We start from the raw sequence: 26536 nt of genomic DNA, 5'->3' as shown, positions 1-26536 counted from the left end.
TGCATCGCGACGGCAAAGGAGTGAATCCCTGGGAGCATAGATAACGATGTGACCGGGGTGAGCGAGTGCAGCCAACAAAGAGGCAACTTGAAAGATGACGGGTATATTATCAATAATAAAACATCAGTATATTATTAATGAATTTATTATTGCTGTTCTAGTTGAGCATAGATGGAATTTTTTCATTATTTAATTCATCAAAAATAAAATTTAATGATTAATCATGATAGTTAGTAAGGATAATATTTTTATCATGTAAATCAAAATATTATTTTTTTGTTTTTGTGGTGATTATAACTCTATGTCAGGTGAATACGTTTGGGTTTTTTATTTTTTGTGGATTTAGCATTTGTGAAATTAAATAAATCAATGATCTTCATTGTTATTTTGTTGCCATTTTTCACTTTATATTTTTCATAATTATATTCGTTTTGCATTTATTGAATTTTATTACAATTACAGACTTGAGTGAATGAATTTTCTCTCCCACTATTATTAGTGTATCGATCTGATAATAAGTGTCGAACTAATATTCCAGAATAAAAAAAGGAAGATAATAATTATGAGCGAATTATGCCCAAGCGGCACTATTGATAGCCAAAAAATGACAGAAAATTGGGTGGAGTTTCAATTAGTTGATGAACAAGGTAATCCATTAGTGAATATGCCTTATCGTCTGATAAGCAGCGGGAGGTTGCGAGATGAGCGCAAAGGTGTGACTAATAATCAAGGATTGCTTCGGGAAGAAAACTTGTCATCTGATGCGGTAACGTTATATATCAGTGCTCAACCATTAGCTGATGAAATGGAACAGCGTCCATTACGGGAAAAACGCAGTATTAGGGCGTCAGTTGTCAAACCAAAAGCAGAAACGGAAGGTCATCAACACCGTTATGTGACAATTGGACAGATAAGTGATGGCTTGCCTGTCATTGATAAATGGATAGAGGAGAAACCGCCACGTTATCATTTCCCAGACCCAGTACCGAAAGGTTTTCGTGTTCTCTCAACAAACTGCCGATATATTTTGGAAGTGTGCCCGTTTCGTGCATGGGTACTATTGTTACATCATCAGAAAGATTATTCCCTGGTGAATGCTTATAATTTGGCATTAATGGGATTGCTGTCATATTTTGATGATAATGTTGATATAGCCGGTTCTATTACTCATTTTTTTAACCGACAAATGCTGGATATATCCCAATTACCGAGTAAGGTGGAAAAAATATCACGTACGCCCATTGTTTATGATGTGCCATTTAGTGAACGTTATACTGATGTTGTATTTATTGATTCAAAAGCGGGTGAAAGTGGGATAGGAGATACGGAGTTATTTTATGTCGCTAATCAACAGGAAATTATTGTTAGCTGGCGGGGAACGGCGAGTGTCAATGACGCCCTCACTGACATTATGTATCAACCATTGAAATTGGGTTGTGAGCCAGACGGTGTATGCAGTGGTTTTATTAATAATGGTAAGGTTCATCGGGGTTTTTGGGAGGCATTTAATCTTATTGGTCAGTTAAAAGCTCCCGGTTCTGATGAAAATGTGTTTGATAAAGTTATTGATTTAGCTAGAAGTCGAAACTTATTTATTTGTGGACACAGTTTGGGGGGCGCTTTAGGGTTATTACATAGTGCCCAACTGAAAAAATATCATCCTTGCTTATATAGTTATGGGATGCCGCGGACATTAACCCGTAGTGCAGTACAAGAATTAGAAGAAATTACACATTACCGTCATGTGAATGAAAATGATCTAGTCCCCTCTATGCCCCCGGAAAAAGACTTAGATAATTGGCTTTATAATTATTGGGGGCCTTTGGGTTATCTATTTAGTACTATTGAATTGTTAGGTTTAACAAACGGTCAGGAAGTTTTCTTGCATCATGGGGAAATCGTTCACTTTTATAAAGCTGATCTCATTATTGAAACTTTAAAAAAGAGTGATTCAAACGATCTTATACGGCTCACAGAAATATTACCTGTCATGGCAAAATTGTATTTGATTCCGTCATTGAATAATGAAACGAAAGATAATATGAAGGTGGCATTGGAGATTCAGAAAGAATTTTTTAAACAGATAAGCGACGCTGATAAGAACAAATGGTTTCCACGTAATGCAAACCCGACTTTGAAATATGCCTTGGGGGTGCCTGATCATCGTATGCTTAAATATATTCATTACATTGGCGATCGAATTGCAGAGTTGTTTGCGCCAGACAAATATTATTTTTATCAAGATCAGAAGCAATTATTTGAAAATACAATGAATGAAAGGAGTGATATTATTCCTGATATTCGGCAACGTAATACACTATTTTTGAATATGGATAACCAGTTAGAACAAGCACTTATTGATACTTTACAAGATAAACAGAGTATTTTGGCCTTAACGCGTTATACCAATATTGCCACACGGATTGAGAAAGAGTTATGATGAAATAAAGGTGAATAAATTAAATATTAAGATTAGTGAATTGATATTTATACCCTATGGATTTCAAGATGCATCGCGACGGCAAGGGAGCGAATCCCCGGGAGCATAGAAAACTATGTGACCGGGGTGAGTGAGTGCAGCCAACAAAGAGGCAACTTGAAAGATGACGGGTATATAACCGAATAATAGAACGCTAGGAAATAATGCCGCCATAATGAGGAATATGGGCGGATGATGGTTGAGATTCTCTTTTCTAATTTGCAGGGTTGATAAAATGAAGCTATCAACCCTGTTATCATTACCAGTAAAAATCTTATCGGGCTACAGTTTCGTTGCTGTTCTATTTCAAGTTTAGCGAAAAGGTTGCATGAGCCGTCCGAAACGAATAACTTCGTAGAGCCTCTATCGATTTGGTTGTTTTGAGTAAAATAAACGTCTTGTAGATTTGCAATTTTTTGCTAATAAAAAAGGTTTTTTGAAGATGGAACAAGAGAATGTAGTGAATATTGAGTGGATTGATATCGTTAATGAAAATAATGAAGTCATCGCTCAGGCTACGCGTCGGCAAATGCGTGCCCAACGTTTACGACACCGTGCGACTTATATTGTCGTTCACAACGGCATGGGAAAGATTTTGGTTCAACATCGTACAGTGACTAAAGATTTTTATCCGGGAAATCTGGACGCGACCGCAGGTGGTGTGGTGCTGACGGGTGAAAATATGCTGGATTCTGCCCGGCGCGAAGCGGAAGAGGAGTTAGGTATTGCCGGTGTGCCTTTTGCAGAACATGGTAGTTTTTATTATGAAGCAGAGGACTGCCGTATTTGTGGCGCACTATTCAGTTGTATCAGTCACGGTCCGTTTGCTTTACAGGAAGCGGAAATTGATGATGTATGCTGGTTGACACCGGAGGAGATAACCGCTCGCTGTGATGAATTCACCCCTGATTCGCTGAAAGCACTTTCTCTGTGGCTGACACGTAATAACGATTTTGATGAAATTATTGTTTATAAAAAAAATGAGAATAGTCCAAAAAGAGTTATCTAAAGTAATCTGAGTAGAAATTAATGAGGTTTTACATTCTTATTGATTATTGATGAAGAGCTGGAGGGGGGCTGTTAGCCATCCTCCAATACGACAGTACCGTTCTTTCGAGGTTTTGAGCAAACTGTTAATAACGTGCCGTAAAATATGTGCCTGCGACACAAGCGCCACTCTATTTAAGCGGTAAGTAAATATCCGTCAGTAATTCGTGTGTAGCGACTTCATGCACAAAATTAAGGTAATGAAGGTAGGAAGCACGCTTTAATCGCATTAATTGGATATAGCGCCCTACCGGTATACCGCAGTAATTGGCAAACTGCCTGTGAAAGTGATAACGCGAAAAATTCGCTACCTCACTCAGTTGTTCCAATGTGAGCGGTTCATCCAAATGACGCTCAATATAATTAAATACCTGATTGAATCGTTTGACGTAGGCGTCAGTTTTATCATTGTGCATTGTATCCTCCAATTGAGAACACTATGCCTGAGCATAAGAGACATTGCCTGACTGATATTGCTGATTTTGGCATTAAGCCGATGTGGAAAATGTTATTTCAAATGAAACTCTAATCGTGTAAGGAAGAAAATAATAGCATATAGCAGGGAATGGTTAGGTTTGAATAATAGATAGCGTTTAGAGAAAAATTAGGTTTGAATAATGGTTAGTGTTTAGGAAATAGAATATCCGGGGAAAAAAGACTGTTTGTTGTTCTATTGTTGTGATTTAATGGGTTTGGTTTGATAGAAGTCGTAAAGATATTGTATGGCCCAGATAATCTGGGTATTCGCTATGGAAAAGTATTTCTCGATATTGGAGTGCCTTAATAGGTATTGTCAGGAATTAGGATCATGTGGGACCAAATCATAGCTATCTGATTCAGCCGTGGATGAGGACCTTTTTATATAACGGTTATCCATTGGAATTTACAATCAGCATTCTAAGGTTAAGGGCTTACAATGTTCTTTTGGACAGGATCATGGAATGGTTATCACATTGTTTGGGGATCGCATGAGTCAAAATTAACGAGTTATAGAGGTTTAACATGGTATTTTCATCAAGACAGAGTTGGCATTATTTAGAGCCCAAAATCCAAGAATTACATGAGATATCATCCAAGCTTAATTTTAGATATCTTTCTGATGTTAGAAGCGGAAGTCGTTTCCTTTTTGAAATAAATGAACTCATCAGAACGGTTAATCATGAGATAGGTACAAATTGCTTATCTGCTGATGGTGGTATTGCAATCCTGCAAGATGAAATAGATAACCTAAAGAGACAGGAATTTGACCTGTTAATGAATGATAGCCAGATATATATGATTGTTCAAAAAGAAGAAGAGGATGAAAAAACCAATTTAACTTTGAAACGAATTGGTTTTGTTAGCGGTGGTTCTCAGATTTTTGCCGGTCTTGGCGTATGTGTGGCCTCTCTTGGCGCCGCTTGTGCCGGTTTTGGTGTACCTCTACTGATACAGGGAGGAAATAATGTTTATGAGAATGGGTATTACCTGTTATTAAGGAAAGAGGTTTCAGGTCCGGTAAGAGATGTTTATCGTGATGCAGCTAAAACGCTTGGTTATAGTGAAACTGATGGTGATAGAGTTTACGGTTATGTAGATCTGGCGTTGTCTGGGTACGGAATGGCAAGATCTGTTGTGAGGCCCGGAACTTTTCGTTTATTTCGGTATATAAAAACTGATTACATTAGGGGATGGCAGGTGATGGGGAGGATACCTTTGATTGCTGAACTTATTGGTGATATGGTGACAGGTCTCAGTATTTATTCGATTTCTGAAGGTGAGAAACATGAATGATGATGTGACATTATCCTATTACAATGTCTTTTTTGTAATTATTTATTACGTAATGTCTATTTTGGTGCTTATTGTACTGTTTAAGCTGAGTGAATATGTCAGGGGCTATATTAGAGAGGTGATTTTTACTGTTATTATTGTGGTTATTGGTGCTATTCAATATGGTATTTTTGTAAATGGTGGTGTGCTGGTATATATATTCCCACATTATTTTAGCATTGACGATTATGATTCAATTAGATATGGTGCGAATTTTCTTTTATTTTTATATCCTTGTCTTCTTATTATGGATAGACCCTATAGTAAAGAAAAGGAAAGCAGAGATAATGGTGAAAAAGATGAGTGATGATGTGACATTATCCTATTACAATGTCTTTTTTGTAATTATTTATTACGCAATGTCTATTTTGGTGCTTATTGTACTGTTTAAGTTGAGGGAATATGTAAGGGGTCATATTCGAACGGTGCTTTTTACTGTTATCTTTGTGATTGTTAATACTGTACAGCATAACATTGCTGTAAATGGCGGTGTACTGGTATATATATTTCCACATTATTTTAGTATTTATGATTATAGATCAATCCGGTTTGGTGCTTTGTTTTTTGCAATTGCATATTCTTGTCTTCTTACTATGAATAAATCTGATAGTGAAGAAAAAGAAAAAGAAAAAGAAAAAGAAAAAGAAAAAGAAAATAATTGATATTTATTTAATGGATTATAGAGTGAAATTTATTTTGAAGTTTGTTTTGAAGTTTGTTTTGAGGTTTATCTAAATACCTCCCGTTTGGGAGGTGGTATTTTATTGAGAGTTAATATACCGTATCTTCCCATATACTATAACCGCCGGTCCCTGCGATAATATGGTTCCACGTTATACTTTTATATATTAACGATAGCGTTTCTTGAGGTTGCTGGTCATTATTTTCTAAAGAGTTAGGATGGAGTACACTGTATTCCAATATTTGAGCTCCGATTAGCTTTAAATTAAAATATAATTCTAATCCTCCATTTAAACTTGTCCGATAATGGTTAATAAAACAATCCATTACTTCATTATTGGAAATTGCAACACCTAACAGAGGTGTTGATTTATCAATGGGTTTTCTAATTATCACCGGTTGATGTTTAACGTTTTTCTTACGTAACATTGAGTGGCTCAAACCGTAAACCAGAATTTCATCTTGATGGTTAACTTGGTATTTATTACCAATCGAGTCAATTGATGAACAACCCGCAGAGATGAGTCCCTGATTTTTTCCTTTTATCGTCAGATAGATTAAGTCAGCCAAAATATATTTACTCCTATGTTATTGGTATGAATGATGTAGATAAGAAAGTAGTTTTGTTTTCAGACTCATCTCTCTTTCTTCTAACTTTCGTCATGCTGCCAAGAAGGTAAAACATAAGTATGCTTGCCTGTTTGGAGAGCATTTTGAAATATCCTAAGTTAGTATCAAAGAGGAGAATGCTAATCAAGGCTCTTTCCATTCCTCAAAAATAGCGAAATTTGATTAAAAGTCAATCTTTTTGGTTGGTTTTAAAGCAATTGTTTATTGACGATATCGGTGTTATTAACACGACATTCAGTAATGCAGATTTTGACTTTGAGAGATTCTGTTGGGAATTATTGTTGGTTGATTTTATTAATAGACAGGAAGAATGCAGCGTTATTCTTGGAAGATAAAGTTTGTTGTAAGCATTCTGTAAGTCAATAAATTCATTTTGCAAACGGCAATATATAGCTGCTTTATAATGATTCATCAGGACTAATAACTGCACTATAGGCGAGTGTTTAATTAATATGTATGTATATTCAGAGTAAACGGTAACTAAAAAGTGTAGGAGCGGATTGCTCGCTAGACGCTGATAGGTTGTTGTCTACAACCAACAAAATGTTGGTTGTCTCCAAATATAGATCTATACTTAGAGCTGAATTTGGAACTATATATGGCAGTGTAAAGTGGAGGTATTCTATATGTTACAGAAGGTTATGTGTGGTTACACCATACCGATAAGCAAGTTTAAATCCAATCCTAGCGCGGCCTTGGCGGAAGCCCAAGGAGATGCTATTGCTGTCTCATCAAACAATCAGATCCAGTTTTATGCTGTGCCTGCACATATGTATGAAGAGATTATTAATTTTGTTGAGTTTGCTCAACGGGGGACAACTGAGTTAAAAAACATTCCTGCTAATTTTACTGGTGAAGGTTTGGATATGAATCAGATTGCTACTGAGATGGCAACGAAGCTTAAACACGGCTCCACTGGAGATTACGAAGAATGGTCATAAAAAACATACAAATTTCTTCAAAGAAGGGGCAAGGCAAGCCATTAGTGATTTGCGAGTTTGATGAACAAGGAGTGCTTTCAGCTACCGGCAATTTTCACCTTAATGAAAGTGAGATGAAAAAAGTTGCAGATAAAATGGCGGAATTGCTGATCAAGAAAAAGGGAAATTAACGGTGGTAAGAATATTCACATACAGCAATTTGAAAGATGCTTTGGGTGAACAAAAAACCAAAGCCTTGGTTGATGACTTCAAAGCCTACAAAGAAGGAAAAGGTTTGCCCATTACCTTTGGTCGGGATGTTCCCTATAAGTTCACGAATAACCGTTCTTACCTTGAGTTGCAACACTTGCATTACAGAGAAAGTGGTTTTTCACTCAAGCTGGTGCAATTTAGACGAACGAGCGGTTATGTTCTAGTTTACTGTTCTGGGTTCTTTGACCGAAGTACCTATTTGTTAATTGCGATTATTAAGCACTGGAATCACAATGAATCTAATGACATAGTGGGAACTGACAGAGACATTGGATTAATGGACGAGCTTGAAAAGATTGCCGAACGCTTCAGGGAAAAATTTTAATTTTGTTGATCTTCAATCTTTATATGAATTTATTGTTGATTGATTTTACTGATATACCTAATGGACGCAATGTTGTTCTTGGTTGTGAAATATTAAGAGTGATACGAGAACAAAACCCCCGGGCAGAATATTCTGTCCCGGGTAATTTAGTGATTTAAGCGAAGTTGTATTTTCTCGTTATATTGAAGCGTTTTATACCCTATGGATTTCAAGATGCATCGCGACGGCAAGGGAGCGAATCCCCGGCAGCATAGGTAACTATGTTACCGGGGTGAGTGCAGCCAACAAAGAGGCAGCTTGAAAGGTGACGGGTATATTTATTCTTCCAAATGAAAGGTTAAAACCACCGGCTTTAGCCGGTCAGCTTTAGCTGCGATACTGTGTTGTACCGGAGGTGCAACATGGATTACAGATATGGCAGCCACACGGTATTTCAGATTGAATACCATTTTGTGTGGGTAACGAAATACAGATACAAAGTGCTGACAGGAGAAGTGGCAAGTCGAGTGCGAGAATTAATCCGTCAGACATGCGGCTCCTTTGAAATCAGAATATTAAAGGGAGTTGTGAGTCAAGATCACGTGCATATACTCGTCAGCAGTCCCCCAACATTAGCGCCAAGTGAAATCATGAGAAGGCTGAAGGGGAGAACGGCCAGTAAGCTGTTTGAAGAATTTTCGCATTTGAAAAAGCGGTACTGGGGCCAACATTTTTGGGGGCGAGGCTATTTTTGTGCAACGGTGGGGCAGTTAACGGAGGAAATGATCAAAAGCTATTTAGAACATCATTTTGAACCCAATCCGAATGATAATTTCAGGATGGATAATTGACGCGTCGTTTAGCCGACGCGTATCCGGACTTTCAGTCCGTTAATCACTAACCCACCTACTTTAGTAGGTGGTTGTTTATTTTATTTCTGGCATCACACCAATAAACGATCTCTTTTTCCTGGGCTCAGATATCAGAGATTCAAGTTGTTCAACACATTTCAGATAATGAGAGGTTTGCTTGTGTGTGTTAGCCGCGTTTTCATCAACATAGGCTTCATAAATATAAAAGCGGGTAGGGATATTTTCATCCCGTAATACATCAAAACGTAAATTGCCTGCTTCTTTAATTGATCCCAGATGATTGAGGCGAAAAACTTCAATAAATTCGTCTAATTTGTCTTGCTTAACATTAATTTCAACCAAAGTTACGTGCATCTCGATTCTCCTTATTGTTTTTCACTTAAAAATAACTCGTAAGCTTTGCTGGCATTCTCATTCTGGTGTACGACTGCTTGAACCGCTTTTAACATGGCAACCGGTGCTTCGGATTGGAAAATATTACGTCCCATATCAACACCGGCAGCCCCTTGATCAATAGCCTGGTAACACATCTCCAGAGCTTCTTTTTCTGGTAACTTTTTACCACCGGCAATCACAATAGGAACCGGACATCCGCTGGCAATACGCTCAAAGCCAGTATCGACATAATAAGTTTTAATGATTTGTGCGCCCATCTCGGCCGCAATGCGCGTCGCCAGAGAAAAATAGCGCTGATCCCGAACCATATCTTTCCCAACGCCGGTGACTGCCATTGTTGGCATACCGTAACGCATTCCCTGATCGACTAATTTGATAATATTCTTAATTGATTGATGCTCATATTCAGAGCCGATATAGACCTGAGCGGCTACTGCACAGACATTCAGGCGCAAAGCATCTTCCATCGCAACCGCGACCGCCTCATTGGACAGCTCCGTCAGAATTGAGTTGGCACCGGAAGCCCGCAAGACCACCGGTTTGTTGGTCGCGGGTGGAACCTGACTACGCAGAATACCGCGGGTACACATCAAGACATCGGTATGGGGAAACAGCGGAGCAATATTGATATCGATGCGTTCAAGCCCGGTTGTTGGCCCCTGAAAATAACCGTGGTCGAAAGCCAACATCACCGTTCGATTGGTTTTGGGATTAAAAATGCGTGAAAGTCGTGATTGCATTCCCCAATCCAGCGCGCCGCAGCCTTTCAGTTCAAACAGGCTGTTCTTCTGCGGGATATCAATACCAAAATCTTTACCATCTTTAATATCATCTAAATCTGCCATTTTTTTTCTCCTAACTCACTTACATTGGTCCAGCAACCCTGCATGGTAGAGATTGCTGGACAGTCGTATTAGAAATCGTATTGATTGATATTGTCTTTGGTGAAAATGACCCGTTCAGGCAGAACAACAATACCGTTTCCCTTAGCTTCATAGCGGTAACCCTGAACGCGGTTTGGTACAACTTCAACCATGCCAATATCGGGAATATCTAGTTTATCACCGACATTTAAATCACCTTTCTTGAGTAATTCATTGGCGACATGGATTGAAATTTTGCCTTGATTAACCACATCCCATAGCCCGAATTGCTTGACGGTTCCGCGTTCAACATAAGGGCGCATGACATTGGGGGTGCTGAAACCCACGATTGCAACATTTTGTCGTTTCAGATTTTCTGCTGCTTGTGCCGCGGCTGGCAGGGCATTGGCATCCGGGGCAATAATGGCGTCCAGATCACTCCAGGCTTTTAAGATCCCTTCTGCGGTTTGTAAGGATTTGGTTGCATCGTTGTAACCAAACTGGGTGGTAACAATCTCCCAACCTGGATGTTCCGCGGCAATTTTATCTTTAGCTTCTTTTACCCATTGGTTCTGGTCAGTGACCGTTGGGCTGGAGTAGAAAAACGCGACCTTGGCTTGCTTTTTTTGCACCTGATTGGCAGCCATATCCACCAGCATTCCGCCCAGTTGGTTTGGCGTTCCTTGGTTAATATAAATTGAACGGCATTCCGGTGAAGTGTCTGAATCCCAAGTCAGGATTTTCACTCCCCGTTGCATGGCGCGTTTCAACGCGGGGCACAGGCCATCCGGTGAAACCGCAGAGACCACAATAGCGTTATAGCCTTGGTTCACAAAGTTGTTGATAAGCTGAACTTGCCCGGCAACACTGGGTTCAGTTGGCCCATCATAGGTCACATTGACACCCAAGGCTTTCCCGGCGGCTACCGCACCTTGGCCGCCACTGGTAAAAAAGCCGACACCGACCAGTTTAGGGATGAAAGCGATTCTTTCGGCGGCGTGTACCCAAGAGGCGCAAGCCAGACTTAACAGGCTAATTAGAGCCAGTTTTTTCAGGATTAGGGTTTTCATTACTCTCTCCATATTGTTGGGTTTCAGAGGGACTGTAATGTCATAAAATTCAATCTGTAGGTTTATGAAGACAATCTCTGATTTCGCCATCGTTGTATCCAGTCACGGATTTGGTGGTGGTGCAAGCTGATGGAACGTCCTACCACGGCAATAATTAACAGGGCACCGGCAAGGGCACTGGATACCTGACTGGGGACGCCGGCCATTTGTAACCCCTGTTGTAAATAACCAATTAATAATATAGCCAGCGCGGTACCGATAATTGAACCTGAACCACCATAAATATTGGCTCCGCCCAATACTACCGCGGTGATGGCTGGCATCAGAAATGACGCGCCAAGGTCGGAGCGCGCTGATCCAAAATAAGAAACTAATACAATGGCGGCAATAGCAGAAGCTATGCCGGTCAGGGAATAGAGAAGATATAGGGTTCGGGCAACAGGAATTGCCGCGTAACGGGCAACTTTACTGCTTTGCCCAATCAGAAAAATATTGCGTCCACTGTGGGTACGATGCATGAACAGCCAGCAAATAAGGACACAGAGTAGAAATAGCATCAATGGCATAGGTAGGCCAAACAAAGTCAAATTGGCAAAATCAGTCAATGCGGGTGGAAAGCCACCAATACCTTCGTAACCGGTTGCACCGGAGATGCCGGAAAGCAGCAGGGCACTGCCACCGAACAGATATAAGGTACCGAGTGTGATAACCAACGGGTTAATGCCGGTATATAAAATGAGTGCTGCATTGATTATTCCACATATTGCACCGACCAGTAGTGTCAAAGGAATAGCGGCGGCCATTGGAATACCAGTCTGATTCATCACTCCGAGTGATATCGCGCACAGACCAATAGTTGAACCGAATGAAATATCGATACCGCCACTGACAATAACCATAGTCAGTGGCAAGGCCACAATCCCGATACAGATAAAATCACTGGTACTCAGCAACAATATATTGATATCCAGCATGCGCGGGTTTGCTATGCCAAACAGCAGAATTTCAATAATCAGTAATGCGGCTAAGGCGAATTCCCAGCCATAACGTTGACCGATATTCATTATGTCACCTGATTACTTTTGTCATTTTTGAGGAAACGGGCATATTTCTGTTGGCGGATATTTTTTTCGATGGCACAACGAAGGCGTCCATCAAAAATCAATACCGCCAGCAGAACAAATCCGGCAATAAAATCATTCCACCAGGCAGGGAGTTTTAGCAGTACTAATCCGCTGTTTATCTGCGTCAGGAAAAATGCGCCTAAAATAGCACCGATCACTGTACCGGTGCCGCCAAGCAGACTGATACCGCCTAGCACGCAAGCTGCGATAGCTCTCATTTCCAGCCCACTGCCGGTCTGATTCGGGATAAAACCGATCTGGGAGGCAAAAACAATTCCGGCCAGCGCGGCCATGACACCATTCACGGAAAAGGCGATAATTTGAATGCTATCTGTACGAACGCCCAGTTGACGAGCGCCTTGCAGGTTGTCTCCGGTGGCGTAAAAGCTCCGGCCAAATGGGGTTTTTGCTAGTATCCACGCCATTGCTAATATCAGGATCATTAACAACCAACCGATCGGTGAGATATTGAGCCATAAAGGTGCGGAAAGGCGTTTTAATTCGTCTGGTAAGCCTTCAATCCATTTACCGTCAGTAAGCAATAACATCAGCCCGCGGTAAAGCCCCAACGTGCCGAGGGTGGTAACGATCGCAGGAATTTTCAACCAGGTGACCAGTGCGCCATTGAAAAATCCGGCACACATGCCGAGCAGAAGAGTCAACAGGCAGGAAACGGACAGGCTAAAGCCGGCATTCAGTGACATTCCCATAATGACCGCGCATAAGCCAGCAATCGAGCCGACAGAGACATCAATATTGCGAGTCAGCATGACCAGTGTTGCCCCCATTGCAAGCAAGATAAGGATCTGCGCACTGCTAAAAACGAGGGTGACAGTTTGTAAGCTAAAGTACTGGTGGTCGATAACACTGAGTAAGCCAAACAGGCAGAGAATGGCAATCAATGCGGTAATTTCGCGGTTATTCTGGATAAGTTTCAACATGATGCCGCCTGTTGTGGTTTATGTTCGCCGAAAGCGATATGCATAATGGTGTCAACATCCATCTGTTGCTTAGTTAACTCGCCATTGATTTCTCCCTGATGCATGACTAATACCCGATCAGCGATTCGAACCACTTCATCCAGATCCGATGAAATAAAAATAATGGCCACTTGCTGTTGGGCGATATGACGAATCAGTTGGTAAATATCATTGCGTGCCGCGACATCCACACCACGTGTAGGTTCATCAATAATCAGGACGGCGGGGTGAGCTTCCAGACATTTAGCAATCAGAATTTTTTGTTGATTACCACCGGACAGCGTTTTGATTGGTTGGTTGATATGGCTGAATTTGATATTTAGGATTTGGCAATAGCGTTCAAGTACCGCTGTATCATAGGCAGGGCGTATCCAGAATGTATTGCGGTTGTGGGTTAGTGAGCAGATATTCCAGCCGAGTGATGAATCCAGAAATAATCCTGATGACTGTCGATCTTCCGGCAAATAAACCAAACCTTGGGCCAGACGTTGAGCAGTTTTTAGCCCATTAACAGTATGTTGTTTTAACTTAATTTCGCCGGATACCGCAGGGCGCAGGCCATAAAGTGTTTCAGCCAGTTCTGTACGGCCAGCACCAACAACCCCGGCCAAACCAAGAATTTCACCCGGTTTCACTGAGAATGAGATATTGCTGAAACCCTCACCGCTCAGCTTGGTGACTGTCAGTATTGGTCGATCAGGTACTGTCTGGTGCTGGTTATTGCTAAGATCCAGACCCAATTTTGGGGTGCCATTTAATGGCTGATCTTTTGCGGCCGGTGTAATAGCCTGAATAATGTCATCCGTTGTGTAATCGCGGATTTTGCCACTTAAGGCAATAGTGCCGTCACGCATGACACTGACCTGATCTGCTAGTTGGTAAATTTCAGGGATTTTGTGGGAAATAAAAATGATGCCGACACCTTGCTGTTGTAGCTCACGGAGCTGGGCAAATAAGCGTTCGGTTTCTACTGGTGTCAGGGAGGCGGTAGGTTCATCAAGGATTAAGATTTTCGAATTACGCATCAGGCCACGCATAATTTCGACCAGTTGTTGATCGGCAACATTAAGGCTGCCAGCACTGACATGTAGATCTAATTGACAGCCAAGTAATGCCAGTAGCTGTTTCATTTTAGACTTATCTACCTGATGCTTTGGCAAACGAAACAGGATGTTTTCCTGTACAGACAAATTCGGAAATAACAGTGGTTCTTGTGGTATCAGATAAATACCGAATTGGTGGGCTTTAGTGGGATTAAGATGGCTAACATGATGACCGCTAATCTTGAGCGTGCCTTTATCCGGCTGTTCGAGACCAGCAATAATCTTCATCAGTGTTGATTTGCCCGCACCATTACCCCCTAACAGAGCCTGTATCTGCCCTGGAAACAGAGTAAAATCAATATGTTTCAGTACCATTACGCCGGAAAATTGCTTACTGATGCCACTGACTTCTAATAGCGGTGGTACTGCGGTGTTGTTATGTAACATCGCGGCATCCTCTTACATGCAGGTGCGGAGGCAAACAAAATGAACATTTATCTATTTAAAAAACAATTGTTCAGCATGGTAGCTGTTAAATTGTGATCTTGGCAATATTTAAATCATACTTTGTGAAAAATTTATATATTCATTGAATTGTGTTCAAATTTTTGCGGTAAAATTCTGGCGTGTTATACGTTTTAATGGTTATCTGTTGAGTGCGGATAAAAGAAAGTGGTTATGTCGATAAAATCAGTGAAAGAAAAATCAGCTAAAGAGAAAAATATACCGTCTGAGGACGCCAGTCCGGGTAATAGCATGAGTGAAGAAGAGCTACTTGCGCGTATTGCATGGTTTTACTATCACGATGGCCTGACACAAGGTGACATCGGCGATTTGCTTGGTTTGAGCCGGTTAAAAGTCTCCAGATTACTGGAGAAAGGGCGGCAATCAGGCGTCATTCGGGTACAAATTAACTCTCGTTACGAGGGGTGTTTGGCGCTGGAAGATACCCTGCAAAAACATTTCTCTTTGAAACAGGTGCGCGTTTTGCCTGCACTGGCGAATATGAATCTTAGTGCCAGATTAGGGGTTGGTGCGGCACATTTGCTGATGGCATTGATTGAACCGCAGCAATTATTGGCCGTGGGATTTGGTGAAACCACCATGTGCGCATTGCAACATTTAAGTGGTTTTATCTCATCACAACAAATTAGGTTAGTCACACTATCTGGAGGTGTCGGTCCTTATATGACCGGTATTGGTCAACTGGATGCCGCCTGTTCAATCAATATTATCCCTGCCCCATTACGTGCTTCCACTGCTCAGGTTGCTGAAACATTTCGTCAGGAGAGCAGCGTCCGAGATGTTTTGCTAGCGGCTTGTGCGGCTGATATTGCTATCGTTGGTATTGGTGCAGTTAATCAGCAACAGCAGGCGACAATTATGCGTTCTGGTTATATCAGTGGTGGTGAACAGCTAATGTTTGGTCGGAAAGGCGCTGTGGGCGATATCCTTGGTTATTTTATGCGCGCTGATGGTGAACTGGTGGAGGATATGCAGATTCATCAGGAGCTGATTGGTATCTCCATGCCAGAACTGAAAACCATCCCGACAGTGATTGGTGTTGCGGGAGGGGAAGAGAAAGCGGAAGCCATTATTGCTGCGCTGAATGGTCAATATATCAATGGGCTGGTGACGGAAGAACAGACTGCCAGAGTCATGCTGAATTTGCTGCGTTAAACCCTATATTTATTCTATCCGTGAAAGTAAGCAGAAAAAATTTGAGGTAAAGCTATACCCAATGGATTTCAAGATGGATCGCGGCGGCAAGGGAGCGAATCCCCGGGAGCATAGGTAACGATGTGACCGGGGTGAGTGAGTGCAGCCAACAAAGAGGCAACTTGAAAGATGACGGGTATATAAATTCAAAAAGTAATTGAACTGAGGATAGCATCATGAATCAACGCCGTAGTGCTAATCCATCGGGAAAATATCTGATGGCGCTTGATGCAGGAACAGGGAGTGTTCGTGCAGTGATATTTGATCTTGAAGGAAATCAGATTGCCGCAGGGCAGGCTGAATGGATACATCAGCCTGTACCTGATGTACCGGGTTCAATGGAGTTTGATTTAGCGACGAACTGGCAGCTTGTTTGCCAATGTATCCGTCAGGCGCTGAAAACCGCACAATTGCCTGCCAGTGCTATTCAGGGAGTGGCTTCTTGCTCTATGCGGGAAGGTATCGTGCTTTATAACCGCAATGGTGAGCCGATCTGGGCTTGTGCTAATGTGGATGCGCGTTCCAGCCAAGAAGTGAGTGAATTGAAGGCGTTGTATGACAGCACTTTTGAATATGATGTGTATCGGTGTTCAGGGCAAACATTAGCGTTGGGTGCAATGCCTCGTCTGTTATGGTTAGCTCATCATCGCCCGGATATCTATCATCAGGCGACGGCCTTAACCATGATCAGCGACTGGCTGGCAAATATGCTCAGTGGTGAGTTGGCAGTCGATCCCTCCAATGCCGGTACGACAGGCATGCTGGATCTGGTAAGCCGTGATTGGCGTCCCGATCTACTGGAAATGGCAGGATTGCGTTCTGATATTCTTTCGCCGGTAAAAGAGACGGGAACCTTGTTAGGTTACGTCACGGAGAAAGCCGCTGTTCAATGTGGACTGAATATTGGCACACCGGTCATTATGGGCGGTGGTGATGTACAGCTCGGCTGTCTTGGTTTAGGTGTGGTCAAACCTGCCCAGACCGCCGTTATTGGTGGCACATTTTGGCAGCAGGTTGTTAATCTGCCTGAACCGGTCACTGACCCAAATATGAATACACGGATAAATCCTCATGTTATTCCCGGCATGGTTCAGGCGGAGTCGATTAGTTTCTTTACTGGCTTAACCATGCGTTGGTTTAGGGATGCATTTTGCGCGGAAGAAAAGCTGTTGGCGGAGCGTCTTGGCGTTGATACTTATAGCTTACTGGAAGATATGGCGGCCAGAGTTCCGGCGGGCGCTTACGGTGTCATACCCATTTTCTCTGATGTGATGCGGTTTAAAGCTTGGTATCACGCAGCACCTTCCTTTATTAACCTTTCCATTGATCCTGAGAAATGCAATAAAGCGACTCTATTTCGTGCATTGGAAGAGAATGCCGCGATTGTCTCGGCCTGTAACTTGGATCTGATTTCTGCTTTTTCCGCAGTGAAACCGGATTCACTGGTATTCGCGGGTGGTGGTTCAAAAGGAAAATTATGGAGTCAGATTTTATCTGATGTGACAGGGTTGCCGGTTCGGGTGCCGATGGTTAAAGAATCGACCGCTTTGGGGTGTGCCATTGCTGCCGGAGTGGGGGTTGGGCTTTATGATGCAATGGGGGCGACGGGGGAAAAATTGGTGCGTTGGCAACATGAATATCAGCCAAATCCTGAACATTGTGAAGTGTATCAGAAGGCTAAACAGGACTGGCAGGCGATATACGCCGATCAATTAACGTTGGTCGATCATGGTTTGACAACTTCATTATGGAAGGCGCCGGGATTATAGCTTGCAATGAGTTAATCTGCCGTATTGCTGGGTGCGCTCGTGCTGATAGGCGACTTGTGCACCAAGTATTCCCTTAATGCCTGAAATTGTGTGATGTCGTGGTAGTGGTTTGTGATAACAGTGAATTTACCAGTATTCATGGTCTGGCTGCTTCAATAATACTGTGATGTGGATCTAGAATTGAAAGGTACCGATTGTATTTCTTAATATGGGAACAAATTCAAAAAGAAGAACTTCCGAAAGTCTTGGAACAGGCATATCTTCTTAATGAACCGTTTTTAATTGAGATCCCTGTTGCTTACGACTATAACCTATTAAAGCATGTAGCTTGATTCGATGCATGATTTATGGATTTGATATACTTATAGAGTAAATTTATATGGACGCAAGAACTGACTATTTTATTCAGTCCGCATTAGAAGTTTTTGGAGAGAATCTCCTTGGTATTGTGGAAACTGATTCATATCTCCGTCAACCCGATTATTCTTCTCGGTGTGTGAGGCATTTCTACGTGATTTTACCTGATAATTTCGTCACAGGTTGCATTACATCGCTAAGATACCTTCAGGCGGAGTTTTTTGAGTTTACCCTAAATTATCTTACGATTAATGAGTTGTCATATTATCCGCCTCATTGTATGTGGCAATTTACTAAGAATCCTTGGCTCTTACGGTCGGAAAAAATAAGTGATGTGGTACTCCCTAATATCAAAGGAAATCTTGATATACCCGTAATCATTGAAGATGCTTGATTTTATCCGAAATGGAGATCATTATCCTCGCTATGAAAATATTCATTACCGATGAACAAAAAGCCGAACTTGAACATCTCCATCACACCTGCCGTGATAAGAGGGAGTGTGATCGCATCAAAGCGGTCCTGCTGGCCTCTGAAGGCTGGAGTTCAGTGATGATCGCTCAGGCCCTGCGTCTTCATGAAATGACCGTTAACCGTCATATCAGCGATTACCTTAATCAAGGTAAACTTAAATCTGATAATGGGGGGTCTGATAGTTTGCTTTCTCAAGAACAAACTGATTTTTTAATCAATCACTTATCTCAACATCTTTTCCATCACACCCATGAAATCGTGGCCTATGTTGCTCAGCTCTGGAATATTACCTTTAGCATTCCCGGCATGAATAAATGGCTACACCGTCAGGGTTTTTCTTATAAAAAACCTTGTGGCGTCCCTCATAAATTCGACGCAGAAAAACAGCGACAATTTATTGAATATTATGAGAATCTTAAAGTCACAGCGAAAGACGAACCCATCCTTTTTCTTGATGCTGTTCACCCGACTCAAGGCACCAAACTCGGTTATGGCTGGATGCGAAAAGGCGAGAAAAAAACAGTAAAAACAACAGGAAGCCGGACTCGCCTGAATATATTGGGCGCGCTCAACCTGAATGCCATTGGTCGTACGGTGTTCCAGGAATATCAAACCATCAATGACTACAACATTTGCTGTTTTTTCAATGAAATAAGAAAGTCTTATCCTGACTATCATCAAAAAATTCATCTTATTGTGGATGGGGCGGGTTACAACAAAGCTCATCTTGTTAAGGAGTGGGCTTATGTTAGCAATATTGAGTTACATTACCTTCCTCCCTATAGCCCAAATTTAAACCCAATAGAGCGATTATGGAAGGTCATGAATGAACAGGTTCGAAATAACCGTTATTTTGCGGATAAACATGAATTTCGAGACAACGTCTTCAAATTTTTCACCACAACGCTACCGGATATAGCGGACTCGCTGATGTCTAGAATTAACGACCATTTTCAGGTGCTAAAAACTGCATCTTGAAGTTTCTTGGGTATATATATAGACAAGCAGTTTTTAGCGTTGCTCATATTGCACGTCTTTACTACCTCAGAAACTTGACGCCAAAGACTCACGTTTGGGGAGTACGCCAGCTTGGTTGGGCAATGCGTTACGCCGAATTGGGGCTATATCGTTTGCTCGAATCGAAGGAACTATCTTGTATTCACAAAAATAGTGCATATGTTTTGAAAATACCAACAGAAGATCTTAATTGGCTGGTCACTTGCAATACATCTTGGCAAAAGTTTGAAAAAGAACTTTTATCCAATATTAATATTTTTCGTGATGCAGCGGCACGGTTAAGTGGAATCGCGGAGTACTATTCGACGTTGTTGCAGCACTTTTACCCGGAGACACGTATTGTTTCAGCACAGGGTAAAGTAGACGATCTTCTTTCATTACAACCGATTATTGATCAAGTGATTATTCTTTTAAGGCAGTTTATTGGAGATAGATTATTAGCCTTTTATCTCCACGGTAGTGCTGCCCGAGGTGATATGAGAAGTGGTTCAGATATAGACTCTATTGTTATCGTGGATAAGGTCGATACAGTTATCCTTGAAGCAATTCGCTCAACACAATCTAGGTTCAAGGATTTATCCATCTCTGTATATAGTGAATCGAATGTTCACCAGTATCCTAGTTTCAGAGCATATGCGCTCATTAATGGAACTAAGCGTGTCTATGGGGATCTTGCTTTAGAAATGAAACCGTCATTGAAAAGCGATATATATGGCATTATTAATAATTTATTTACTATAAGGCAAATAGCTCGTTCTTATCTGATTTCTGGTACATATGGACATCGAGCACATTATATGCTTGGGCTGATGATGAAACTTACCGATCACGGTTGCTTACGCCCTTTGCAAATCCTAAAAAGTGGTTTCTATCCAACAAAGAAAACTCAGGTTTTGGAATATTACAGAGACAACGAAATTTTCACCGACATTATTAAATATACGCAAAACCTAAAAGAAAGTGAGAATACGCTGAAGCAAAAATTGCTTATTGGAAGTCGAGCGGAATTAGAAAATTTATTCTATTCATTACTTGACGCATGTGAAATAGTGGCAGAGAAATTACATATGGTACAGGTCGAGAAGTCAATTTTATAGACGGAATGATGTTAGTTCTTTTAGCTAAACATATTACGATGAGTAAGATATTGATTCGTATCCAAACATCGTCATTAGCTAGTGTAATAATTTGATTATTGTAATCCTATTTAAATCAATGTGTCAGTTTAATGAACATATATTATGAAGAGGAATAGAGCATGACATCGAAAATTTTGGCAAGATCAATTAACGAATTTTTTGAAGTACAACAATTGTCAGACCAAACTATTCTCAAGCCAAATCGAAAAATAAAGATGAAGATACTCGATGAAGGTTTAATGCAAACAGCCATCTGTAGAAGTAATATAGGTCGAATCGATGAAAAAGAGTTGAAGCTTGAGTACCGAGGCCATAATGTCCGAGACCTAGCAAATAACTATTCTTTTAGTGATGTTGTGTATCTTCTGATTACAGGAAAACTAAATTCAGAAGGAAGTGAAGAGTTTTTAGATATGCTCCATAACAATTACCTATCAGCACTCAAGCATATTGAAAAGTTAACACCAGTAATATTCGATACTACTCCCACTGATTTCCTCACAATTGCAGTTTTATCTTCGCAGGGTAAATGGCTTTCTGACTGTTCTGTAAAAACAAAGGACGAACGTTTGATAATTACTGCATCTATTTTGGCAGCAATAGCTGCCGCAATTGCTATATATGCTCAGAAATATGCTATATCCGAACCTGTATTTAAAACTTTTTTCGGTACTAAGCATCGATTCTTTGCAAGCTTTTTAGCAACATGTTTTGGCCAACAGTGTGACGATGTAGCAGAAGAAATGTTAAACAAGTTTTTAATTCTTCATGCAGAACATGGGCTGAACTGCTCAACTGCAACCGTTAGAGCTGTAGCGAGTTCCGGTGCAGATCCATTTAATGCTGTAGCTGCGGGTATTTGCGCATTCAGCGGTCCTCTTCATGGCGGAGCGAGTGGGGCAGTTGGTTTAATGATCGATGATATACACGACAATTCTAAAAATATTAGTACTTTTATTGATGAACTAGTAGAAAGAAAGCAACGTCTTATGGGATTTGGTCATCGAATTTACAAACAACCAGACCCACGAGCTTCTTACATGAGCGATATTCTTATCAAACAGAAGGCAAAATTCGATGTTATTTCTTCCTATGTAAATATTTCACAGGAACTTGCATCGGAAGTATCGAAAAGGCCGTATTTTTCGCAACGGGGATTATACCCAAATCCGGATCTATTTAATGGGTTGCTACTTCGTAGAGCTGGTTTCAAGTCGCACATGAATACTGCTCTCCTTTGCTTTAGTCGTGCTGCTGGTTGGTTGGCTCATTACTATGACAGTATTGACAGTAAAGCGCCAATTCTGCGACCACAGGAGCTATATTTATGAAAAAAAAGCATAAACCAGTACGGAAACTAATCGTATTTGGATGTGGTCCTCACTTTTTAAATAGATATTTAGATGTTCTATTGGAGTACCGCGATACCATTGAGGTTATGCTTATAGTTGACTTGAAATGCCGAGAAATGAAAATTCGCTGTGCATTAAATGAGAAGGGATTAAAGCCCAGAGCATACTTATTTCTTGATGAAAAATACAGAAATTATCCAGATTCAGACGAAATTTACAGGTTACTTTCTGCAATTCCAGAAGTCTATCAGGCTGATGCTGTTATAGTGAGCACTGAACCAAAAGCTCATAAAGTATATGCTCTATGGGCAGCCGAAAATGGACTGAACGTGTTCATGGATAAACCAATAACCGCCCCTTATTCGTCAAACGCGGAAAATTTAATGGTAGATTTTGCAGAACTATTGACTGCTTCGAGAAAAACCAACAGTAGATTTGTAATCAGTTGTGAACGTCGAATGCAATTTGGATATAGATATGTGGAAAAGTTTCTAACTGAATTCATGAGCTCATTCCAAATACCTATCACATCAATGCATGTTCATTTTGGTGGCGGGTGGTGGGTAATTCCATCGGAAATGCTCAATTTGGAAAACCATCCACTTAAATACGGTTATGGAGTATTATTTTATTCTGGGTATCATTATTTAGATCTGGTCGCTCGCTTTGCACTCTACAATAAAAAAATACAGGATATAGACCTCCTGAAACCACATGTCAAAACAATGGTAGTCCGCCCAAATGCGCTAGCGGAAGCTCTACCATTTACGACTTATTCACATGCCCTTAAGGAAGAGGATAAAAATCAAGATCAAATTGCACATCAATTGTCGGACTATGGTGAGTTAGACTTCTCAGTAATAGGAAATTATTCCAAAGGTATTCAACATCGAATGTTTTTCAGCATGGATCTGATAGAAACAACCTTAACTGGCAGGATAATGCCGAATAGTATTCCAAGCGATGGACGAATACGACAGGAAATCGTAAATATTCATCTAGGGCATTTCTGCTCAATTAGCATCGTATCGAATTCTTTTCGGAAACTGACAGAAGGTGACACGATACCGGAAGATTTTAATATAACTATTGCTACCCATCCAATGTTTACCCGGAGGGGAGAACAAACTGTGTTACGAATCAACCGCAAAGATCTATCACAGTTAAACCCAAGCCTCCCTCTATGCGCGGGCTTGAATGTCCACGCAAGAAAAGAGCAGCTTCGCGATTTTTTAAGTGGTGGAGATGCGAACTCAGAGTTATCAACTCACGAAAATTCAGTTGCATTGCTTGCTGCGGTTTATGAACAGGTCTCTAAGACAAACACAGTTCCTCAATAGTTCAAGTAGAGTAGAGGCCGAGTTATGAACGGAAAATTAGATCTGCTACCTTTTACTACATTTGTTCGAGGTTTCCTTTTTTGGGCCGCAGCTACTGCGGCCGTGGGTTATATACCTTTGTTTGTAGAAACAACGGATTTTTCCACAACACAAGCAGCCGTCTTCCTATCGGGAACTGCTATTGGAAGAATGGTATTCCAGCCTATTATGGGGCAATTTATCTCACCTAAAAATTGTTTACAGATATATACCGGTGCATTAATTGGACTTATGTCTTGTAGCATCTGTTTATTCCTTTTTAGCAACCCTGTTAGTTTACTATTGTGTTCCAGACTGCTGGAAGGGGCTTTTTTTTCAGGATTCATTATCTCTTGGCGAACGCAGCTTAATAGATTTTCCCAATCTCCGAATTTTGAGTCGGTGAATGATAGCTATGTTATTTCCCAAAATGCTGGGCGTTTAGCGGGTCCAATGGCAGGTGGGATTATCGTTGCGAAGTTTGACCTTTATAGTGTTTTCTTATTCTCAGCAATTCTGTATTCCTTGTGTCTGATAATATTGCCCCAAAAAACTGCTATTACATCTACTGACAATCATAGTCGTGAACATATTCGGATAACGTTAGCTCAACTCCTTAGTCGTAATTGGAGGTTACTTCTGGTTCACCATCTGGAATTTATGTGTCTTGGTTTATGGTTAGCCTCATGGCCTATCTTTGCTGTATACGCTAGTGGATTCAATCCAATAGAGGTTGGCTATTCGTTTGCTGTTGCGGCTGCGGGAGGTTTTTTTGTTTTACCACTGCGTAAGCTGTTACGAAAAATAGCTTTAAAGGCACGATTCGTCATCTCTCTTATACTTTTGTTTTTGCAACCGAGCGGTGCTCTTTTGATATCAGCTCACTTAGGCTTTTGGGTAATGTTACTATTGGGTGGTCTTGGCAGTACCATTTATTTCACTGCCTTTCATCAGTTTATATCGAAGACTTATCCTGTTGAACAAATACCTGCAATTTATGGATTCTTAGGAACAAGTACTTTCTTAGCTCAAGCAGTCGGCCAAGCTGTAACACCATATGCTCAGCAATTTGGTGGAGTTGATGCACCAATTATTATCGACGCTATATTGCTTCTTATCATGATATCAATCGCTTTTAGCATATATAAAAAAGGGAGTGAGAAATATGACTGATTCTAATTTTTTCTTAAGTGAATATGATGGTGTCGCGCTTTCGCCTATTTCATTTCTAAGACGAGCAATACTGAGTAATGGAGATGATATTGCTGTCATAGATGGAGAATGTCATTGGACTTGGAGCCAATATGCATCTCGGTGTGAAAGGCTTGCAATAGCTTTGAAAAAAATGGGCGTTTGTAAAGAAACAGTTGTGTCCGCGCTTCTACCCAATATACACGAGCTTCTTGAATTACATTTTGCGGTTCCAATGGCAGGCGGTATCTTGAATGCGCTCAGTACCCGAACGGACTCAAATACTTTAAATTTTATATTTAAAAAACTTAATCCTAAGGTATTGTTTATTGATAGAACCTTTATTTCACTGTTGGATGATGTTTCTCTAGACAAACAAGTAAAGATCATCGTTATTGATGTGGATGGCGCAGTCATTTCAGAATCAATTTCTGACCGGGAATTTATTCAATATGAATCGCTGATAACTACGCATAAATCGGGAGAGTTGTCTTTTTCTCTACGAGATGAACAAGAGGCGATCAGCATAAATGTAACTTCAGGAACAAGTGGACAACCTAAACTTATTGTCTATTCTCACCGTGGCGTGTTTCTTAATTCTATTTCTAATGTTCTGGATTGGGATATACCAAAACGACCGACGTTCTTATGGACGTTACCAATGTTTCACTGTAATGGGTGGTGTTTTCCGTGGGCTATCACTGCTCGGGGAGGTACACACATCTGTATGCGCAAGTTTGACGCAGAAGAAGCGATATTGCTAATGCAGAAGCATAAGGTAACACACTATTGTGGAGCGCCTATTGTCCATTGCGCATTAGGTACTATTGCGCGGAAACAAGGGCTGCATTTTAAGGAGAAAATTCATGGATTAGTCGCAGGTGCGCCGCCTACAGAGATGATGTTTTCTCTATTAGATTCCATTGGAATAGCAGTAACGCAAGTCTATGGTATGACTGAGACATATGGCCCGGTCGTTGTGTGTGAAGAGAAGAGCGATTGGGAGAAGCTCTCTAAATCCGTAAGAATATCCAAGAGGATGCGTCAAGGCATTGTCTCAAATTTACAAGGTCAAGTTTGTGTTATTGAGGAAAATACGGGATTACAGGTGCCTTTTGATGGAAAGACTGTTGGTGAGCTTGTAATTCGTGGAAATATGGTTGCATCTTATGATCCAGATCGGCATGTGACTCTTGATGCAGCAAGTCAATGGCTTTTCACAGGGGATCTGGCTGTCGTTGAAAATGATGGCTATGTCAGAATTGTAGATAGAAAGAGAGATATTATTATTTCTGGTGGTGAGAATATTTCTAGTCTGGAATTGGAAAATATACTGTCAAACTATCCCGGTGTTTTAGCTGCCGCCGTTGTAGCAAAGCCAGATTCACATTGGGGTGAAGTACCGTATGCATTTATAGAGCTCGAAGAAACTTCATCAGTTACAGAGTATGAATTGGACAATTATATTTGTACGGTAATGGCGCGCTATAAGCGCCCTAAAGGTTATACTTTTTTAACTTTACCCAGAAACGCAAGTGGAAAAATCATAAAAGGGCAATTGAGACAATTGATTAGGAATTCCTGAGATCTCAAGAGTGGGATAGGTTTTTAGAATCACATGTCTTTCATTGTTATTAATGCAGATTTTTATCTGTGAATTCAGAGA

At 40.9% G+C, this 26536-nt stretch carries 24 protein-coding genes and 1 pseudogene; 17 read left to right on the top strand and 8 right to left on the bottom strand.

Translation table 11 applies throughout. The features are described from left to right. Positions 1 to 562: 562 nt before the first annotated feature. Both PluTT01m_RS16310 and yfcD read left to right on the top strand, forming a co-directional pair. Positions 563 to 2440: a lipase family protein gene (locus PluTT01m_RS16310; RefSeq protein WP_011147368.1), complete on the top strand. Its 1878-nt coding sequence runs from the start codon at positions 563 to 565 to the stop codon at positions 2438 to 2440. Positions 2441 to 2921: 481 nt separating this feature from the next. After that, positions 2922 to 3488, top strand: a complete 567-nt coding sequence (gene yfcD / locus PluTT01m_RS16305) for an NUDIX hydrolase YfcD (RefSeq protein WP_011147367.1) — start codon at positions 2922 to 2924, stop codon at positions 3486 to 3488. Positions 3489 to 3732: 244 nt separating this feature from the next. On the opposite strand, the pseudogene PluTT01m_RS16300 reads toward yfcD, so the two are convergent. Further along, a pseudogene (locus PluTT01m_RS16300) lies at positions 3733 to 3942 on the bottom strand (AraC family transcriptional regulator); the annotation flags it as partial. A 586-nt stretch (positions 3943 to 4528) separates the two neighbouring features. Between PluTT01m_RS16300 and PluTT01m_RS16295 the strand changes: the two are divergent. The 3 genes from PluTT01m_RS16295 to PluTT01m_RS16285 are packed head-to-tail and all read left to right on the top strand — an operon-like array spanning position 4529 to position 6000. Continuing rightward, complete coding sequence (locus tag PluTT01m_RS16295; protein ID WP_011147365.1) at positions 4529 to 5299, top strand: DUF4225 domain-containing protein; 771 nt, start codon at positions 4529 to 4531, stop codon at positions 5297 to 5299. Next, positions 5292 to 5645 (top strand): hypothetical protein, encoded by a 354-nt coding sequence (locus PluTT01m_RS16290; protein ID WP_041380192.1) that lies wholly within the window; start codon positions 5292 to 5294, stop codon positions 5643 to 5645. Before PluTT01m_RS16295 ends, PluTT01m_RS16290 begins: the two co-directional genes overlap by 8 nt. Beyond that, the gene (locus PluTT01m_RS16285; protein WP_125043777.1) at positions 5638 to 6000 is read left to right on the top strand and encodes a hypothetical protein; all 363 of its coding nucleotides are present in this window, start codon (positions 5638 to 5640) and stop codon (positions 5998 to 6000) included. Before PluTT01m_RS16290 ends, PluTT01m_RS16285 begins: the two co-directional genes overlap by 8 nt. 109 nt (positions 6001 to 6109) lie before the next feature. On the opposite strand, the gene PluTT01m_RS16280 is transcribed toward PluTT01m_RS16285, so the two are convergent. Beyond that, positions 6110 to 6589, bottom strand: a complete 480-nt coding sequence (locus PluTT01m_RS16280; RefSeq protein ID WP_011147363.1) for an Hcp family type VI secretion system effector — start codon at positions 6587 to 6589, stop codon at positions 6110 to 6112. A gap of 686 nt (positions 6590 to 7275) precedes the next feature. On the opposite strand from PluTT01m_RS16280, the gene PluTT01m_RS16275 reads away from it, so the two are divergent. From PluTT01m_RS16275 to tnpA, 4 genes are all read left to right on the top strand, one after another. Continuing rightward, entirely contained in the window at positions 7276 to 7590 is a 315-nt protein-coding gene (locus PluTT01m_RS16275) for a hypothetical protein (RefSeq protein ID WP_011147362.1), read from the top strand. Next, the gene (locus tag PluTT01m_RS16270; RefSeq protein ID WP_011147361.1) at positions 7581 to 7760 is read left to right on the top strand and encodes a hypothetical protein; all 180 of its coding nucleotides are present in this window, start codon (positions 7581 to 7583) and stop codon (positions 7758 to 7760) included. The genes PluTT01m_RS16275 and PluTT01m_RS16270 overlap by 10 nt, the downstream gene beginning before the upstream one ends. A gap of 2 nt (positions 7761 to 7762) precedes the next feature. Beyond that, positions 7763 to 8167, top strand: a complete 405-nt coding sequence (locus PluTT01m_RS16265; RefSeq protein ID WP_011147360.1) for a type II toxin-antitoxin system YafO family toxin — start codon at positions 7763 to 7765, stop codon at positions 8165 to 8167. A 401-nt stretch (positions 8168 to 8568) separates the two neighbouring features. Beyond that, complete coding sequence (gene tnpA / locus PluTT01m_RS16260) at positions 8569 to 8997, top strand: IS200/IS605-like element ISPlu2 family transposase (protein ID WP_011145659.1); 429 nt, start codon at positions 8569 to 8571, stop codon at positions 8995 to 8997. A 75-nt stretch (positions 8998 to 9072) separates the two neighbouring features. Here the strand turns inward: tnpA and lsrG are convergent, their stop codons facing one another. From lsrG to lsrA, 6 genes are all read right to left on the bottom strand, one after another. Then, positions 9073 to 9372, bottom strand: coding sequence for a (4S)-4-hydroxy-5-phosphonooxypentane-2,3-dione isomerase (gene lsrG, locus PluTT01m_RS16255; protein ID WP_011147359.1), 300 nt, complete (start codon positions 9370 to 9372; stop codon positions 9073 to 9075). Positions 9373 to 9383: 11 nt separating this feature from the next. Next, positions 9384 to 10259 (bottom strand): 3-hydroxy-5-phosphonooxypentane-2,4-dione thiolase, encoded by an 876-nt coding sequence (gene lsrF, locus PluTT01m_RS16250; RefSeq protein WP_011147358.1) that lies wholly within the window; start codon positions 10257 to 10259, stop codon positions 9384 to 9386. Positions 10260 to 10327: 68 nt separating this feature from the next. Beyond that, entirely contained in the window at positions 10328 to 11347 is a 1020-nt protein-coding gene (gene lsrB / locus PluTT01m_RS16245; protein WP_011147357.1) for an autoinducer 2 ABC transporter substrate-binding protein LsrB, read from the bottom strand. A 62-nt stretch (positions 11348 to 11409) separates the two neighbouring features. After that, positions 11410 to 12411 (bottom strand): autoinducer 2 ABC transporter permease LsrD, encoded by a 1002-nt coding sequence (gene lsrD, locus PluTT01m_RS16240; protein ID WP_011147356.1) that lies wholly within the window; start codon positions 12409 to 12411, stop codon positions 11410 to 11412. Next, complete coding sequence (lsrC, locus tag PluTT01m_RS16235) at positions 12411 to 13412, bottom strand: autoinducer 2 ABC transporter permease LsrC (protein WP_011147355.1); 1002 nt, start codon at positions 13410 to 13412, stop codon at positions 12411 to 12413. Before lsrC ends, lsrD begins: the two co-directional genes overlap by 1 nt. Then, complete coding sequence (gene lsrA, locus PluTT01m_RS16230) at positions 13406 to 14941, bottom strand: autoinducer 2 ABC transporter ATP-binding protein LsrA (protein WP_011147354.1); 1536 nt, start codon at positions 14939 to 14941, stop codon at positions 13406 to 13408. The genes lsrC and lsrA overlap by 7 nt, the downstream gene beginning before the upstream one ends. A gap of 231 nt (positions 14942 to 15172) precedes the next feature. Here lsrA and lsrR point away from each other — a divergent pair, with 231 nt between their 5' ends. The 8 genes from lsrR to PluTT01m_RS16185 all read left to right on the top strand — a co-directional run bounded on the left by lsrR (position 15173) and on the right by PluTT01m_RS16185 (position 26455). Further along, on the top strand, positions 15173 to 16174 hold the full coding sequence (gene lsrR / locus PluTT01m_RS16225) for a transcriptional regulator LsrR (RefSeq protein ID WP_173362512.1): 1002 nt from the start codon (positions 15173 to 15175) through the stop codon (positions 16172 to 16174). Between the two features lie 215 nt (positions 16175 to 16389). Then, complete coding sequence (gene lsrK / locus PluTT01m_RS16220; protein ID WP_011147352.1) at positions 16390 to 17982, top strand: autoinducer-2 kinase; 1593 nt, start codon at positions 16390 to 16392, stop codon at positions 17980 to 17982. Between the two features lie 783 nt (positions 17983 to 18765). Beyond that, on the top strand, positions 18766 to 19791 hold the full coding sequence (locus PluTT01m_RS16210) for an IS630-like element ISPlu19 family transposase (RefSeq protein ID WP_011144720.1): 1026 nt from the start codon (positions 18766 to 18768) through the stop codon (positions 19789 to 19791). 122 nt (positions 19792 to 19913) lie between these two features. Continuing rightward, entirely contained in the window at positions 19914 to 20927 is a 1014-nt protein-coding gene (locus PluTT01m_RS16205) for a nucleotidyltransferase domain-containing protein (protein WP_041380187.1), read from the top strand. A gap of 161 nt (positions 20928 to 21088) precedes the next feature. Continuing rightward, positions 21089 to 22300: a citrate/2-methylcitrate synthase gene (locus tag PluTT01m_RS16200; protein WP_011147350.1), complete on the top strand. Its 1212-nt coding sequence runs from the start codon at positions 21089 to 21091 to the stop codon at positions 22298 to 22300. After that, positions 22297 to 23661: a Gfo/Idh/MocA family oxidoreductase gene (locus PluTT01m_RS16195; protein ID WP_011147349.1), complete on the top strand. Its 1365-nt coding sequence runs from the start codon at positions 22297 to 22299 to the stop codon at positions 23659 to 23661. The genes PluTT01m_RS16200 and PluTT01m_RS16195 overlap by 4 nt, the downstream gene beginning before the upstream one ends. 24 nt (positions 23662 to 23685) lie before the next feature. Continuing rightward, on the top strand, positions 23686 to 24852 hold the full coding sequence (locus tag PluTT01m_RS16190) for an MFS transporter (protein ID WP_011147348.1): 1167 nt from the start codon (positions 23686 to 23688) through the stop codon (positions 24850 to 24852). After that, positions 24845 to 26455: an AMP-binding protein gene (locus PluTT01m_RS16185; protein ID WP_011147347.1), complete on the top strand. Its 1611-nt coding sequence runs from the start codon at positions 24845 to 24847 to the stop codon at positions 26453 to 26455. The genes PluTT01m_RS16190 and PluTT01m_RS16185 overlap by 8 nt, the downstream gene beginning before the upstream one ends. Positions 26456 to 26536: the final 81 nt, after the last annotated feature.

The sequence above is a fragment of the Photorhabdus laumondii subsp. laumondii genome, from assembly GCF_003343245.1.
In the GTDB taxonomy this organism is placed as follows: domain Bacteria; phylum Pseudomonadota; class Gammaproteobacteria; order Enterobacterales; family Enterobacteriaceae; genus Photorhabdus; species Photorhabdus laumondii.
The sequence above is the reverse complement of the archived record's forward strand: the minus strand, read 5'-3'. Positions and strand labels throughout refer to the sequence as shown.